Raw genomic sequence first — 14,906 nt, forward strand, 5'->3', positions numbered from 1 at the left:
GGAGCCGCTCCGGGATTTATTTTTTCTTCTTCAACTTTTTTATAATTCCAGCACTGCGCTCCCTCACCCGAAGCGAGTACCCGGAAAGCCCAAACCTTCCGTAATCAACAAACTTCACACGCCTCACCAATTTTTTCACTGTATCACCTGACATTATCCTCTGTTTGTATTTATTATATGTCACCCTTTAAGAAAAGGAATAAGGACAAGAGCTGTTTTCCCTTGTCCTTTTAGTGTGATCATGCTTTTTTTCGTTTATACTCGTCAATCAGCCGTTCGTTTTCTTTGAAGATTCTTGCTGTATGCGGACTGACTTGATAGCTTGCGACACTGGTGGTTGAACGTTTTTTCAGGATTTTAAACGGCTTCGCCGCTCTGGGCTCGCATCTGTTTTGAAACGCACGTTCCATTATCCTTCACCTTCCTCCTCAATTGGCAGCACCAAATCATATATGCTCGTTAATGACGTAAATAGCAAATAATCAAATTCCGTGACAATGCTGTCAGACGTCAGCTTGATGACATAGTTCTGTGTCTCGATGGTAAAAGGGATGAGAACCACTTTTCCGTATTGGTCGTAATAAACATCCTTTCGATCGAGCCGTGTTTGTACATCTGCCGGATCATCCATATGCTCGGTTAACCGGTCTTTATCAGCCTGTGTCGAATAGTGGCAAAGAGAAGCCGTTAAGTTCATTTTATCAGCATAGGTTTTCAGCAGCTTATCAATACCTTCAGCATAAGCATCTATACTTCCATAATAAACATGGATCGGTTCGTTTTTCAATAGGTATTGGTATGTTTTCAGCCGATTGAGATACATGTGGAGCATTTCGTTGTTTTCTTCAAGAATTTCTCTTGTGTCTGTTTCAAGCTCGCTGCCGGCCAGTTTTTTGACGTATGCACTTAAGAAGATAAAAGCATCAATCAAAGCAAAACTGACTGCGACAATGAGATACCGTTCCCAGTGGGTAAATAGGGAAGTGGGCTCATATGTCCAGTATACCATAGCGCCCAGAACAAACAGCAAATACCAAGTTTTCCGGATGGCGGACATTTTTTCTTTGACCTTCGCTTCGAAACGCCACGTGGCATATACGTATAACCCCAGTCCGGCCACGATGCACCAGACCATGATCTGAAAGAATAAAACCATATTCGAATCCCTCACATCTGAAATAGGTTCTGCTTATTGTATTCGAGAGATCCGGATGGTTTTCCTGTTCCATCAAAAAAACCGCTCCTTTGACAGAAGCGGTGTGACATTAAAATATCATATTTAAAATAAAGTAGGCGATGGCACCAAGTGTCGCTGAAATCGGAAGCGTGATGACCCATGTAATGAGCATTCGCTTGGCCGTACCCCAGTTTACGCCTTTTACGCGGTGGGACGCACCGACGCCAAGAATTGATGAAGAAATGACGTGGGTTGTACTGACCGGCAAATGAATAAACGTGGCGCCGAAAATAATGGCTGCTCCGGTTAAGTCAGCGGAAACACCGTTTACCGGACGGATTTTCATGATCTTTCCGCCAACGGTTTTGATGATTTTCCAGCCGCCGATTGATGTTCCGAGACCCATGGCTGTCGCGCAGGCGAATTGCACCCAGGTAGGAATATCATTAGCAGAAGTATGTAAATTCGCTGTGATGAGAGCCATTGTGATAATTCCCATTGCTTTTTGCGCATCGTTTGTTCCGTGTGTATACGATTGCAGGGCAGCTGTTACAATCTGCACTCTGCGGAATTGCTTATTCGTTTTCGCCAAGTTGCTGTCTTTGAAAATCAGCTTAACGATGCTATAAAGAATAAAACCAAGGACAAAGGCAATAATTGGTGATAGGATCAGTGCTTCAATGATTTTAATGAAGCCCTTATAGTTTAACGCTGCAAATCCGGCTGCCGCAATGGCTGCACCGGCAATAGCGCCGATGATGGCATGGGATGAGCTGCTTGGGATACCGTAGTACCATGTGATAAGGTTCCAGGCAATTGCAGCGAGTAGCGCAGCCAAAATGACAACAGAGCCATTTTCCAGCGTATAAGGATCTACGATGTCTTTCGTAATGGTTTTGGCAACACCTGTAAACGTCATTGCTCCGACAAAGTTCATCACAGCAGCCAATATAATGGCATGGCGTGGTTTTAACGCTTTTGTTGATACCGAAGTCGCAATTGCGTTTGCCGTATCATGAAACCCGTTGATGAAATCAAACGCCAGAGCACAAATGACTATTAGTATCGTTAATATTAATAGAATATCCATTTTTACCCCTCGTTACGCGTTTTTCATAATGATGGTTTCAAGATTATTGGCAACACTTTGACAAGAGTCGGCGATTTCTTCAAGCGTTTCGTAAATTTCACGATATTGAATGACTTTGATTGGGTCTGTTTCATTTCCGAAAAGATTCTTTAATGATTTTCTGTGCAAGTTGTCACAGCTGTGCTCATACTCTTTTATTTTGATTGCGTGAGGCTGAATATCCTTTAAGCGATTTTCTGCCAGCAGCTCGATCGTAATCAAAATCTCTTTCGCACATTCTCTGATGTATCCGCTGAATTTATCGATATGCTCGTCTGATGAAGTAATTGAGAAAATTTCCATCATGGCAGAGAAATGTTCGATTCCGTCAAGCACATCATCCAAGCTGTTTGTCAGCTGAAGGATATCTTCGCGCTCAATAGGAGTGATGAACGCTTTGTTAAGCTCTTTAATCATGACATGAACATGATTGTCACCTTTTGTTTCATATTCCTTTAACGTATCTGCAAATTCTTTAAGAGTCGTTTGGTTAGTGACCTTAAAATTCACAAAATATTCTGCAGTTTCGTCTATGTTCTTTGCAATTTCTGTTAAAAGGAGTGAGAACTTATCTTTTTTTCTTCTTATCATTAAAAACCCTCCATAGTTTGAATGAACAATGCACACATCAAATTATTATATAGCCTTTTGTCGAAAAAAAACAGGTAAAGTCGAAAAAAACGTATCTTGACTTTTTTGATAAATCGTGTCTCCTTATTTTGACCTACTTCGCTTTAAAAAAACGACCCAAGTTTGCAAAAACTTTCTGCTTAACGTAAAAAGTATATCAAAAGTTGTGTTTTTCCTGTCAACTTTTATCTTCTGTTTCACCAAAAAACGGTTCCCTAAACAAGGGAACCGTTTTATCAGCTTGCTTTTCGTTTTTTCATCCCGTAATAAACAGGCAGTCCGGCAAGGCCGATGAGGATGGATAATCCGCAGCTCATTGTATCTGTAATGAGTGTGCTGCCTAACACAAAGAAGGAGCCCGCGATTGCCAGAATTGGCATAAATGGATAAAGAGGAACACTGTAGGCGCGCTTTTCTCCCTTTGTTCGCTTGCGGAGAATAAACACTGCAAAAAAGGCCATCACATAAAAAATGTAGATCATGAAAATAGAGATTTCTGAGAGCTTATCAGGGTTGCTGATCAGCATCATAATCAAAGCCAAAGCAATTTGAAAAGAAATCGCAATCCATGGTGTGCGGAACGACGGGTGTACATGTGACAGTTTTTCAGCAAATGGAAGCTGTTTGCGTTCCGCCATTGCAAATGAAACACGCGGGAAAGAAAGCACCTTTCCATTTAAGCACCCAAAGATGCTGACGATAATCCCTACACTGATCAGCTTTCCGCCAATTGACCCGAACAGCATGGTTGCCGCGGTGCTTGTCGCATTTTCACCAAGCGTGACAATTTCGTTCGCTGACAGGATGTGAAGCAATGCAAAATTAATGAAAATATAGATCGCCGTTACAATTAATAATCCGCCCGTCATAGCGCGTGGCAGCAGCTTTTCGGGATTTTTCATTTCTCCGCCGAGAGCGGCAAGGAGAATCCATCCGTCATAAGCAAACAACGTAGCTAAAATAGCCGCCCCGAAGTTCATATCAGAAATGCTTTCGTTTACTGCTGTGAAGATGTGCTGATCGCCTTTCCAAAGGCCAAAGATGATGATGCAGGCAATCGGAATCAGTTTTCCGATCGTTGTCAGCGTTTGGACAAAACCGCCGTATTTTGTACCGATAATATTAATGACGCATAAAAAGAGAACTGCTATAATTCCAATGACTTTTGATAGTCCAGATCCCCAGCCGAAAAGATTCGCCATTAAAGATCCAAAATATAAACCCAGCGCGCCAATAATCGCCGGGCCGTAAATGATAATCTGCACCCAGCCGCACAAAAATCCCCAAAACTCGCCGTACACTTCTTCAAGGTACGTATAAAGCCCGCCGGTTTTTGGAATCTGCGTTCCGATTTCCGCGATTGTCAAACCGCCCGCCAGTGTTAAAATACCGCCTAACAGCCAGGCGAAAAGCGCCATTTTTGAATCGCCTGAATAAGCAAGCACAGCGCCGGGCTTCATAAAAACACCAGAACCGATAATGGTTCCGATGACAAGAGTAAGGGCAAACAAGAGGCCTATCTCTTTTTTCAAACCGTTGTCTTCAGAATGCATGTCCTTAACCTCCTATGATGTTGAAGCTTCATGTTGAAGAATCTATTTTTTCATATTGTAAACCCTATTTTAGAAAAGTGAAATAAAATAAATTTTCTGATTTTCGAAATTTGCTTTGGGTACAGCAGATAAAACTGTGGAAACACCTGTTTTAACGATCTATAAACGAATAAAATTCATGATTTTTATTTACAAAGTTCGTGTTTTCTGTATTAGGATTTTAGCCGGTACAGAGGGGAGGTGAGAATTCAGAAAGTGAACGAACCTTCGGTGAAGCTGATATGTTGACTTTCTCATGCGAATAAAATACTTTGTTATTAGAACAATAAATATACAACTATGATATGATATCTTGAAATCGAGATAAAATAACCTGGAGGGACAGCATATGAAAGTTAACGGCATTCACCACGTATCGGCATTAACGGCCGACGCACAAAAAAACTTGGATTTCTATAAGAAAGTATTAGGATTAAAGCTCGTCAAAAAATCCGTCAATCAGGATGAACCGACCATGTACCATCTGTTCTACGGAGATGAAGTGGCAAACCCGGGAACTGAGCTGACGTTTTTCGAGATTCCCCGCATTGCACCGTTTCATGCAGGAACAAACAGTATTTCTTCTATTGGTTTGCGCGTCCCAAGCACAGAAGCCCTGCATTACTGGAAAGAACGTTTTGAAGAGCAGCAAGTAACGCACAGCGGCATCTCCAAAAGAGCCGGACGTGACATAATGGCATTTCAAGATCATGAAGGGCAGCGACTTGTGCTGACTGCTGATGAGGAAGGAAAAGGATATGGCCTGCCTGTTAAACAGAGCGGCATTCCGGAAGAATTTTCGTTTCGCGGGTTAGGGCCGGTTGAACTGACTGTGCCATATGCTGAACCAACTTTACACGTATTGACGAATATTCTTGGATTTACAGAAATCAGCCGTGAACCAGTCGAAGGGCAAGGAACCGCCGTTATTCTGGAATCAGGAGAAGGCGGTGCTGCAACGGAAATCCATTTAATAGAAAGAAACGATCTTCCGCGCGAGCGTCAAGGCAAAGGGAGTGTTCACCACGTCGCATTTCGGGTAAGAGATGAAGAAGAACTTGCCGGGTGGCACCGGATCATCAGCCGCGAAGGCTTTAGCAATTCAGGCATAGTTGAGCGCTACTATTTCAAGGCGCTGTATTTCAGAGAACCGAACGGCATTTTGTTCGAGTTATCAACAGACGGACCGGGCTTTATGGTAGATGAAAATCTTGATGAGCTTGGCCAAACGATCGCTCTTCCGCCGTATCTTGAGCATCGAAGAGCTGAAATTGAAGCAAAATTGAAACCGATCCAGTAAATTGTGATTCATTTGCCTTCCGGCGTGCCGGAAGGCTTTTTTATTTTGGGAAAACGCATCGCCGATTACGATTTGGAGAAGGGCTTGAAACCAGCTGTATATAGGATGATTGGCATGAAATGGCCTCGGCAAAAATATTGTCTTTGTTTATTAATAGTTTATTCATATTTGCTTGTTACACTATTTCCAAGTTAGCCAAAAGGAGTGAAAAACACGTGGAAAAGAAAAAACGCGAGCTGGATATTTTCCTCATCCTCATTTTGCTCGCATCTGCATTCTTAAATATCTATAACATCTGGAATGATGATACGGTGAATCCTTATTACACCGCTGCAGTCACAAGTATGATGCAAAGCTTTCATAATTTTTTCTATGCCTCATTCGACGCGGCGGGGTTTATAACGGTTGATAAACCGCCTATTACGTTCCAGATACAAACCATCAGCGCACTTATATTCGGTATGCACGGCTGGAGCGTCATCCTGCCTCAGGCACTTGCTGGTGTAGGTTCTGTCCTTTTAATGTATCTGTTAATAAAACCGACATTCGGTAAGACAGCAGCAAGAATTGCCTCTTTCATCATGGCATGTACACCGATTGCTGTAGCTGTAGCACGTACAAACAATGTTGATGCATTACTGGTATTTTTCTTATTGCTTGCTACATGGCTTCTCTTTAAAGCGATCAGAAAAGGAAAGCTGATCTGGCTGTTAGCAGCATTTTTCGTTGTTGGAGTAGGTTTTAATACAAAAATGCTGCAGGCTTACATGATTTTACCGGCTTTCTTATTGTTCTATCTGATTGCGGCAAACGCCACAATCAAGAAAAAAATCGTTTCATTGGTAAGTGCGTTAGCCGTATTAGCAGCTGTTTCGTTATCGTGGCCGCTCATTGTCGACAATATCCCTGCAAGCAAGCGGCCTTATATCGGAAGCAGCCAAACCAACTCTGTTTTGGAATTGGCTTTCGGCTATAACGGAATCCAGCGGCTGACAGGCCAAAATTCAGGCGGCGGCCAGGGTGCGCCAAACAAAGACGCTTCAAAAGAAATGTCTTCTTCTGATAACACTCAAGCACCGCCTAATCAGTCATCAAGCAGCAGCTCATCAAATGATGACAAATCTTCAAATGGCAATATGGCGGCGCCTCCATCCAATGGCCAAATGCCAAGCGGCGGTCAAGGAGGCCCTCCAAGCGGCGGAGATGGCGGCCAAGGCGGACCCGGCGGAGACGGAGGGAAAGGCGGTACAGGAACCGGTTCGAAAATGCAATCAGGTTCAGGGATGTTTGGAACGGGAACACCTGGTCCACTGCGGCTTTTCCAAACAGAGTTATCTGATCAAATCAGCTGGCTTCTGCCATTTGCGATATTTGGAATCGCAGGCTTACTGATCGCAGGCGCGAGAGAAAGAAGAAGATTATCTGTAGAGCAGAAGGAAACGGTGTTCTGGGTTGCGTGGCTTGTACCGATTGCCGGATTCTTCAGTGTCGCAGAATTTTTCCATCATTATTATCTCATCATGCTGGCACCGCCGATTGCGGCTCTTGTCGGTGCGGGATGGGTTGCCCTTGTTCATCTGTATCGCAATCAGACAGGCTGGAAAGCATGGCTTTTGCCGGGAGCAATTATTGCGACAACTGGATTTGAATTGTTTATTCTCAGAAACTACAACGATCAAATCGGTGTTGGATGGAGTATCGGGGTAGGTGTTATCGGCGTGTTGTCAGCGATTGCTTTGCTGCTGTTTAAACAGCGCCAAAAACCGTTCAGTTATTATGTTTCACTTGCAGCTCTCCTCGCATTGCTGGTGATGCCGATTTATTGGGCAAGTACGCCACTTCTGTACGGAGGCAACAGCTCACTGCCTGAAACAGGCCCTCAGCTCGCATCAATGGGCGGAAAAGGCATGGGAATGTCTGATGCGACTGTAAATGAAAAACTGATCAAATATCTAGAGGAGAACAACTCCGGAGCTGAATACCTATTTGCCACAACCGATTCGAACACAGCGGCACCATATATCATTAAAACGAAAAAAGCTGTCATGGCTATTGGCGGATACAGCGGTTCTGACCCGGCGATCACACTGACTCAATTCAAAAAACTTGTAAAAGAAGGAAAAGTGAAATACTTCTTGGCTTCTGGAATGGGAAGAGGCGGAAACAATGACATTGTTGAATGGGTTGAGAAAAATGGAAAAGAAGTAGCATCAGAAAAATGGCAATCAAGTTCTGATCAAAAAACAGAAAATACTGATTCGGCTGATACATCAAGCAGCAAGGCTTCAGGTGAAAACGGCAAAATGGGCGGACCTGGCGGAATGAATCAGTCAGCAACATTATACGAACTACATGCTGATGAATAGGAGGCAAAAACATGAGCAGACATATTCAATATTCAATTGTTGTACCTGTGTATAATGAAGAGCTTGTCATTCATGAAACCTATCAGCGCTTAAAAGAGGTCATGGATCAAACGAAGGAAAACTACGAGCTGCTTTTTGTCAACGATGGCAGCAAAGACCGCAGTATTGAGATTTTAAGAGAGCACAGCCTGATCGATCCGAGAGTGAAAATTATTGATTTTTCAAGGAATTTTGGACACCAGATCGCCATTACGGCGGGTATGGATTATGCACAGGGGAATGCAATCGTCGTCATTGACGCCGATTTGCAGGACCCTCCTGAACTGATTTTAGATATGATTGAAAAGTGGAAGGAAGGCTACGAGGTCGTGTACGCCGTGCGGACTAAACGAAAAGGGGAAACCTTTTTCAAAAAACAAACTGCGGCTATGTTTTACCGGCTTCTCAGCGGTATGACAGATATTGATATCCCGATTGATACGGGGGATTTTCGTCTCATGGACAGAAAAGTCTGTGATGAAATGAAAAGATTAAAAGAAAAAAATCCATTTGTCAGAGGGCTAGTCAGCTGGGTGGGTTTCAAACAGACAGCGGTCGAGTATGTACGTGATGAAAGGCTCGCCGGAGAAACAAAGTACCCGCTCAAGAAAATGCTGAAGCTGTCAATGGACGGCATCACGACATTTTCACATAAACCGTTGAAGCTGGCAAGCTATGCGGGGATTTTAATGTCAGGTGCTGGATTTCTGTATATGTTTATCGTGCTGTATCTGAAACTATTCACAGACAGCACGATTACCGGCTGGTCATCACTTATTGTGATCCAGCTCCTGTTCAGCGGCATTGTCCTTCTGGTTTTGGGCGTGATCGGCGAATATATCGGCAGAATCTACGATGAAGCCAAAGACAGGCCGCTTTACATCGTCCAAAAATCGTATGGAATTGAAAATAAAAGGCTCTATAGAGACCAGCATATGTCATAACCTCAAACCCCCTGTCCGTAATGGACAGGGGGTTTTTATGCTCTGAGCCCGATCTAAAGCAAAAGATGCTGATAGATATATGGAAATTGGGTAAAGAAGAGATTGTGAGCTTGTACTGCGGTTCAGTCATGCCGAAATAAAAACAGCAAAACTTAAAGATTTCGTCATCGGCTTTGCTGCATGTCAGCTGTTATATTGGGGGGCTTTTAAGAAACGCATGATTAGAGCCGTACCAGTTATGTTTAATAGAATACTGGTACCCAATACAATTCCCCACGTCAACGTCGATTCAGAGAGAAGAAAGCTCAGCAAAAGAAAAGCCAATCCTGCGCAGATCATACCCAGTCCCACGGTTTTCATGTTCATGCCTCCTAGCAAACGATGTTTCTAACATCTGATGAGAATGATGTCAATCTGTATGATATACGGATATCTCTTCAGAAAGTTTCATAGAACAATTAGGTCTTTTATCTAATAAAAAGCCTCAGACCGCTTTTGCGGCCTGAGGCATTATGTCTTACGAAGTTTTCTCTTCTTTTTGATCAAGTTTAATTTTTTTCGTCATTTCTTTGCCGTTTCGGAGAATTTTCACTTCAACGGTATCACCGATCTTTGCGTCTTTATATAAGATATTGCGCAATTCACTGCCTGTATCAATTTCTTTACCTTTTAGGCCGATGATAATATCCTCCGCTTTTAATCCGGCCTTTTCAGCAGGAGAGCCTGAAGCGACCTCACGGATGTAAACACCTTTATTCAGCTGGCTGCCGAACAGGCCGAGTGTGCCTTCTTGGTAATTTTGCGGCACTTGTTCCAGATCAAGCATGCTGACACCGATATATGGACGTTCAATTTGTCCTTTAGACAGCAGTTCTTCAGCAATCGGTTTTACGTCATTGCTTGGAATGGCAAATCCGATACCCTCAACATCATCCTCACTGATTTTCATACTGTTAATGCCGACAATTTTGCCGTCTGTATTTAACAAAGGACCGCCGCTGTTACCTGGATTAATTGCTGCGTCTGTCTGAATGACGTTAATGCTCGTTTCGCCGGCTGATGTAGACATTGAAACCGTTCTGTCCACGCCGCTTACAATTCCTTGTGTTACTGTGCGGGACAGGTCTTTTCCAAGCGGATCCCCAATCGCAATAACGGTCTCGCCTGTTCTAAGATCAGATGAATCACCGAAGTGTGCCACTTTTGTGACGTGGTCATCACTGATTTGGAGGACGGCTAAATCAGTTAACGAGTCACTGCCTACCAGCTTTGCAGTAACCTCAGTGCCGTCATATAAAGATACCTTCAGTGATGATGCCCCTTCTACGACGTGGTTATTTGTAATGATATAAGCCTTGCCATTCTCTTTTTTGAAAATGACACCTGACCCTGAACCGCTTTCTGTATCTTCGCTGGAATCAGAAGAACTAGAGCCGAACAAAGAGCTGTTTGATTGTGCCTGAAGATTTGTAATACCGACAATCGCTGGTGAAAGGTCTTCTACCATATCTGAGATTTTAGAAGAGTCCTCGCTCTTGAATGCAGATGAGCTGCTTGAGCTTGATGAGCTTTTTTTAGATTCAGAGGAGGTGCTTGTTGCTGTAACAGATTGCGTTTGCTGCTGGCTGGATGATTGTTTTGCAGTGTCCTGAGAATCATGGTCGCCAAGCGGTGTAAACGTGTAAATGCCAAGGGCAAGACTGCCGCCGATCACTCCGCCAAGCAACGGTCTGAACCATCCGAAGCCTCGTTTTTTCTTCTCCTGATCATGAATGACATTGCGGGCCGAGTAGGAGGTGCTCTGATCGTTCTCTTTCGTTAAAAAGACCTCATTCTCATTACCTTTCGTTCTGTTTTCATCACGATAGTTATCCATCATGTTCACTCCGTTTCTCTATTTTCACATGTCTATTTATATTGATAGGTTTATGACTTGAGTTTATCATAAACAAAAACTGTGGGATAAAAATGAAAAGATTATGGGAAATTGTGAAAAAGTGCGGAAAACGGTACACTTCATATTGTATATGAAAGGACTGAGTCGATGGAACAGATTGGATTGATTGGATATGGCAGCATGGCGGATATGATCGCCAGACAGCTGTTGAAACATGGACAAATAAAAGAGAATGAGCTATTTATTGAGACGAGAACGAAGGGGGAGCGGCTGCGGGCACTCATGTCAGATTATCCAAACGTATCGGCTGATCCGTTGGAGAATTGGGCAAATACGTGCCAATTGATTTTGATATGCGTCCCGCCGCTCCATGTCATCGAAACAATGCGCCGTCTGCACCCGTATGTGAACAGAAATACTCACATCGTATCCATAGCTGCCGGTGTGCCGCTGCGTCTTTTGGAGGCAGAAACAGAAGCTGGTATCTCACGTGTTATTCCTGCCATTACGTCCGAAGCAGAAGCTGGCATCTCACTTGTCGTTCACAGTGAAGCACTGGCTGCAGAGAAAAAAGAATATCTGAATGAATTGTTATCGGTTTTCAGCCGTGTACGAGAAATCAAAGAATCGAATTTAGATGCGGCCAGCAATTTAACGAGCTCGGCACCGGGATTCATAGCCGCAATCTTTGAAGAACTGGCACTGTCTGCCGTCAGAAACAGCAGCCTGTCCAAAGAAGAAGCCTTTGATTTTCTGATTCATTCGCTATACGGAACTGGCAAGATGCTGATCGAAAAAAATATGTCTTTCGAGGAGACGCTGGAACGTGTCGCAACCAAAGGCGGAATAACGGGAGAGGGAGCTGAGGTGATACGCGCCTCTGTGCCAGACGTTTTTGATGAGGTGTTTGAAAGAACCCTGAAAAAATATGAACTGCTTACAGAACAGGTTGGTAAACAGACATGAATCCTTGAAAGAGGATTCTTTTTTTATCACTGAGTGGTTGAGATTTTCCCCAGTTATATTGCATTTTTCCTCTTTTTTTAATATAATCTGTTAGAATATTCATAATTTAGTAAAAAAGGAGGAGCGTTATGAAATTGTACATGTCAGTAGATATGGAAGGTATTTCGGGTCTTCCGGACGATACCTTTGTGGATTCCGGCAAGCGGAATTATGAACGCGGACGGCTTATCATGACTGAAGAAGCAAACTACTGTATTGCTGAAGCGTTTAACAGCGGGTGTACCGAGGTGCTGGTCAATGACAGTCATTCGAAGATGAATAATCTGATGGTTGAAAAGCTTCACCCTGAAGCAGACTTGATTTCTGGTGACGTCAAACCATTTTCAATGGTGGAGGGACTGGATGATACGTTTACAGGCGCTTTGTTTCTCGGTTATCATGCGAGAGCCTCGACTCCCGGTGTCATGTCACACAGCATGATTTTCGGCGTCCGTCATTTTTACATAAACGATCGGCCTGTCGGTGAGCTTGGATTAAATGCATACGTTGCCGGTTATTATGATGTCCCGGTATTAATGGTAGCCGGGGATGACCGGGCGGCGAAGGAAGCGGAAGAGCTTATCCCGAACGTGGCGACAGCCGCAGTCAAACAAACCATTTCAAGATCCGCAGTGAAGTGCTTGTCCCCTGCGAAAGCCGGACGGCTGTTGACAGAAAAAACCGCGTTTGCCCTGCAAAACAAGGACAAAGTCAAGCCGCTCACACCGCCTGACAGGCCGGTTCTGAGCATTGAATTCGCCAATTATGGCCAAGCAGAATGGGCGAATCTGATGCCAGGAACGGAAATCAAGACGGGAACTACAACCGTTCAATTTCAGGCGAAGGACATGCTTGAAGCCTATCAGGCGATGCTTGTCATGACTGAGCTTGCGATGCGGACATCATTCTGCTAAAGGGGTGTTTTAGGCTTTGGCGCGATACATGATAAAGCGTTTTTGGGCAATGGCAGCTACGATTTTGGTGATTACCACCCTGACTTTTGTTCTCATGAAGGTCATTCCCGGATCTCCTTTTAACGAGGAGAGAGGCACAAATGAAGCCGTTCAAAAAAATCTCGAAGCCTACTATCACTTAGACGATCCTCTCATTTTCCAATACATTTTCTACTTAAAATCCATCATTACATTCGATTTCGGACCTTCAATTAAAAAACCGTCGGACAGCGTAAATGATATGCTGGAACGCGGATTTCCCGTTTCCTTTGAGCTTGGGATGACAGCGATTGTCATTGCTGTGATTTCTGGGCTGGTGCTGGGCGTAATCGCTGCACTCCGCCGCAATGGCTTTTTGGACTACGCCGCGATGAGTCTTGCAGTACTCGGCATCTCCATCCCGAATTTTATTCTGGCAACATTGCTCATTCAGCAATTTGCTGTCAATCTCAAACTATTTCCCGCTGCGACATGGACGAGCCCGATTCATATGGTGCTTCCGACCGCAGCGCTTGCTGTAGGGCCAATGGCGATCATTGCCAGGCTGACACGCTCGAGCATGGTTGAAGTTCTGACACAGGATTATATCCGCACAGCAAAAGCAAAAGGGCTTTCTCCGTTCAAAATTATCGTAAAACACGCACTCAGAAATGCACTCATGCCCGTCATTACCGTCCTGGGCACACTCGTCGCCAGCATCTTAACAGGAAGCTTTGTCATTGAAAAAATCTTTGCCATTCCGGGAATGGGAAAATATTTTGTTGAAAGCATTAATCAGCGGGACTATCCCGTGATTATGGGAACGACCGTTTTTTACAGCGTCATTCTGATTATCATGCTGTTTTTGGTCGATTTGGCCTACGGTCTCTTAGATCCGCGCATTAAACTGCATAAGAAAGGGTGAAGCGTGTGAATCTCCCTGTACAAACGGATGAACGCCAGCCAGAACAGCACAATCAGGTGCCTGATGAGTGGTTTGTCTCGAATCAGGAAAAAAATCGGGAAGCCGATTCGGTCAAGCGGCCGAGTTTATCATACACGCAGGATGCCTGGAGGAGGCTGAAAAAAAATAAATTAGCGATGGCCGGACTCTTTATTCTTTTATTTCTTTTTGTCATGGCAGTTATCGGGCCCTTTTTATCGCCCCATAGTGTCGTACGTCAATCGCTGACAGAACAAAATCTTCCGCCCTCAGCCGATCATTGGTTCGGCACCGATGAACTCGGCCGGGATGTGTTTACCCGAACATGGTATGGCGCGAGAATCTCGTTGTTTGTCGGCGTGATGGCAGCACTGATTGATTTTTTGATCGGTGTCATTTACGGAGGCGTTGCCGGCTATAAAGGCGGCAGGATTGACAGCATTATGATGCGGATTATCGAAGTGCTGTACGGACTGCCGTATCTGCTTGTTGTCATTTTGCTGATGGTGCTCATGGGACCGGGACTGGGCACGATTATTGTGGCGCTTACTGTGACCGGGTGGGTCGGCATGGCGAGAATTGTAAGAGGCCAGGTGCTTCAGATTAAAAATTATGAATATGTACTCGCCTCGAAAACCTTTGGCGCGAAAACCTTTCGCATCATCCGGAAGAATTTGCTGCCGAATACTATGGGAGCGATCATCGTACAAATGACATTAACCGTACCTGCCGCCATATTCGCAGAATCATTTTTAAGCTTTCTCGGCCTCGGCATACAGGCTCCGTTTGCAAGTTGGGGCGTGATGGCGAATGACGGCCTGCCTACGATTTTATCTGGGCATTGGTGGCGCCTGTTTTTTCCGGCCTTTTTCATATCTCTGACGATGTACGCGTTTAATGTGCTGGGGGACGGATTGCAGGATGCGCTTGACCCTAAGCTGAGGAGGTAGCT

At 44.3% G+C, this 14,906-nt stretch carries 15 protein-coding genes and 1 pseudogene; 8 read left to right on the top strand and 8 right to left on the bottom strand.

Translation table 11 applies throughout. The annotated features are described in order from the left end of the window. Positions 1 to 16 precede the first annotated feature (16 nt). From spoIISC to steT, 6 genes are all read right to left on the bottom strand, one after another. On the bottom strand, positions 17 to 154 hold the full coding sequence (spoIISC, locus tag bslm_RS21285) for a three component toxin-antitoxin-antitoxin system antitoxin SpoIISC (protein WP_003232648.1): 138 nt from the start codon (positions 152 to 154) through the stop codon (positions 17 to 19). Between the two features lie 85 nt (positions 155 to 239). Then, positions 240 to 410, bottom strand: coding sequence for a three component toxin-antitoxin-antitoxin system antitoxin SpoIISB (gene spoIISB / locus bslm_RS06770; RefSeq protein ID WP_003232646.1), 171 nt, complete (start codon positions 408 to 410; stop codon positions 240 to 242). After that, the gene (spoIISA, locus tag bslm_RS06775; protein WP_003244695.1) at positions 410 to 1,156 is read right to left on the bottom strand and encodes a toxin-antitoxin-antitoxin system toxin SpoIISA; all 747 of its coding nucleotides are present in this window, start codon (positions 1,154 to 1,156) and stop codon (positions 410 to 412) included. Before spoIISA ends, spoIISB begins: the two co-directional genes overlap by 1 nt. Positions 1,157 to 1,265: 109 nt before the next feature. Then, positions 1,266 to 2,267 carry an inorganic phosphate transporter gene (locus bslm_RS06780; protein WP_003232642.1) on the bottom strand — a complete coding sequence of 334 codons (1,002 nt, stop codon included), beginning with the start codon at positions 2,265 to 2,267 and terminating at the stop codon, positions 1,266 to 1,268. A 12-nt stretch (positions 2,268 to 2,279) separates the two neighbouring features. Further along, positions 2,280 to 2,897 (bottom strand): DUF47 domain-containing protein, encoded by a 618-nt coding sequence (locus bslm_RS06785; RefSeq protein WP_003218470.1) that lies wholly within the window; start codon positions 2,895 to 2,897, stop codon positions 2,280 to 2,282. Positions 2,898 to 3,172: 275 nt separating this feature from the next. Next, a complete protein-coding gene (steT, locus tag bslm_RS06790; protein WP_046380961.1) occupies positions 3,173 to 4,489 on the bottom strand; it encodes a serine/threonine exchanger in 1,317 nt (438 codons plus the stop codon). A 388-nt stretch (positions 4,490 to 4,877) separates the two neighbouring features. On the opposite strand from steT, the gene bslm_RS06795 reads away from it, so the two are divergent. The 4 genes and pseudogenes from bslm_RS06795 (at position 4,878) to bslm_RS06805 (ending at position 9,177) form a co-directional block, all read left to right on the top strand. Continuing rightward, on the top strand, positions 4,878 to 5,828 hold the full coding sequence (locus bslm_RS06795) for a ring-cleaving dioxygenase (RefSeq protein WP_014479571.1): 951 nt from the start codon (positions 4,878 to 4,880) through the stop codon (positions 5,826 to 5,828). A gap of 107 nt (positions 5,829 to 5,935) precedes the next feature. Beyond that, positions 5,936 to 6,031 (top strand): annotated as a pseudogene (locus tag bslm_RS21635) (hypothetical protein); the annotation flags it as partial. A gap of 12 nt (positions 6,032 to 6,043) precedes the next feature. Beyond that, positions 6,044 to 8,194: a glycosyltransferase family 39 protein gene (locus tag bslm_RS06800; RefSeq protein ID WP_046380962.1), complete on the top strand. Its 2,151-nt coding sequence runs from the start codon at positions 6,044 to 6,046 to the stop codon at positions 8,192 to 8,194. Positions 8,195 to 8,205: 11 nt separating this feature from the next. Beyond that, positions 8,206 to 9,177, top strand: coding sequence for a glycosyltransferase family 2 protein (locus tag bslm_RS06805; RefSeq protein ID WP_046380963.1), 972 nt, complete (start codon positions 8,206 to 8,208; stop codon positions 9,175 to 9,177). A 183-nt stretch (positions 9,178 to 9,360) separates the two neighbouring features. Here the strand turns inward: bslm_RS06805 and bslm_RS21555 are convergent, their stop codons facing one another. Continuing rightward, positions 9,361 to 9,537 carry a hypothetical protein gene (locus tag bslm_RS21555; protein ID WP_003245413.1) on the bottom strand — a complete coding sequence of 59 codons (177 nt, stop codon included), beginning with the start codon at positions 9,535 to 9,537 and terminating at the stop codon, positions 9,361 to 9,363. Positions 9,538 to 9,694: 157 nt separating this feature from the next. Further along, positions 9,695 to 11,053, bottom strand: coding sequence for a serine protease HtrA (htrA, locus tag bslm_RS06810; RefSeq protein WP_046160313.1), 1,359 nt, complete (start codon positions 11,051 to 11,053; stop codon positions 9,695 to 9,697). Between the two features lie 168 nt (positions 11,054 to 11,221). On the opposite strand from htrA, the gene proG reads away from it, so the two are divergent. The 4 genes from proG (at position 11,222) to dppC (ending at position 14,904) form a co-directional block, all read left to right on the top strand. Further along, the gene (proG, locus tag bslm_RS06815) at positions 11,222 to 12,040 is read left to right on the top strand and encodes a pyrroline-5-carboxylate reductase ProG (protein ID WP_046160314.1); all 819 of its coding nucleotides are present in this window, start codon (positions 11,222 to 11,224) and stop codon (positions 12,038 to 12,040) included. Between the two features lie 128 nt (positions 12,041 to 12,168). Further along, entirely contained in the window at positions 12,169 to 12,993 is an 825-nt protein-coding gene (dppA, locus tag bslm_RS06820; RefSeq protein WP_046160315.1) for a D-aminopeptidase DppA, read from the top strand. A gap of 16 nt (positions 12,994 to 13,009) precedes the next feature. After that, complete coding sequence (gene dppB / locus bslm_RS06825) at positions 13,010 to 13,936, top strand: dipeptide ABC transporter permease DppB (RefSeq protein ID WP_003245446.1); 927 nt, start codon at positions 13,010 to 13,012, stop codon at positions 13,934 to 13,936. Positions 13,937 to 13,941: 5 nt separating this feature from the next. Further along, a complete protein-coding gene (dppC, locus tag bslm_RS06830) occupies positions 13,942 to 14,904 on the top strand; it encodes a dipeptide ABC transporter permease DppC (protein WP_014476568.1) in 963 nt (320 codons plus the stop codon). Positions 14,905 to 14,906 lie beyond the last annotated feature (2 nt).

Source organism: Bacillus sp. LM 4-2 (assembly GCF_000978495.1).
In the GTDB taxonomy this organism is placed as follows: Bacteria; Bacillota; Bacilli; order Bacillales; family Bacillaceae; genus Bacillus; species Bacillus subtilis.

What these genes read in the sequence shown, in the direction of transcription:
- spoIISA (WP_003244695.1), bottom strand. Translation starts at nt 1,156, where the DNA reads ATGGTTTTATTCTTTCAGATCATGGTCTGGTGCATCGTGGCCGGACTG.
- spoIISC (WP_003232648.1), bottom strand. Translation starts at nt 154, where the DNA reads ATGTCAGGTGATACAGTGAAAAAATTGGTGAGGCGTGTGAAGTTTGTT.
- proG (WP_046160314.1), top strand. Translation starts at nt 11,222, where the DNA reads ATGGAACAGATTGGATTGATTGGATATGGCAGCATGGCGGATATGATC.
- bslm_RS06795 (WP_014479571.1), top strand. Translation starts at nt 4,878, where the DNA reads ATGAAAGTTAACGGCATTCACCACGTATCGGCATTAACGGCCGACGCA.
- dppA (WP_046160315.1), top strand. Translation starts at nt 12,169, where the DNA reads ATGAAATTGTACATGTCAGTAGATATGGAAGGTATTTCGGGTCTTCCG.
- spoIISB (WP_003232646.1), bottom strand. Translation starts at nt 410, where the DNA reads ATGGAACGTGCGTTTCAAAACAGATGCGAGCCCAGAGCGGCGAAGCCG.
- bslm_RS06785 (WP_003218470.1), bottom strand. Translation starts at nt 2,897, where the DNA reads ATGATAAGAAGAAAAAAAGATAAGTTCTCACTCCTTTTAACAGAAATT.
- bslm_RS21555 (WP_003245413.1), bottom strand. Translation starts at nt 9,537, where the DNA reads ATGAAAACCGTGGGACTGGGTATGATCTGCGCAGGATTGGCTTTTCTT.
- htrA (WP_046160313.1), bottom strand. Translation starts at nt 11,053, where the DNA reads ATGGATAACTATCGTGATGAAAACAGAACGAAAGGTAATGAGAATGAG.
- bslm_RS06780 (WP_003232642.1), bottom strand. Translation starts at nt 2,267, where the DNA reads ATGGATATTCTATTAATATTAACGATACTAATAGTCATTTGTGCTCTG.
- bslm_RS06805 (WP_046380963.1), top strand. Translation starts at nt 8,206, where the DNA reads ATGAGCAGACATATTCAATATTCAATTGTTGTACCTGTGTATAATGAA.
- steT (WP_046380961.1), bottom strand. Translation starts at nt 4,489, where the DNA reads ATGCATTCTGAAGACAACGGTTTGAAAAAAGAGATAGGCCTCTTGTTT.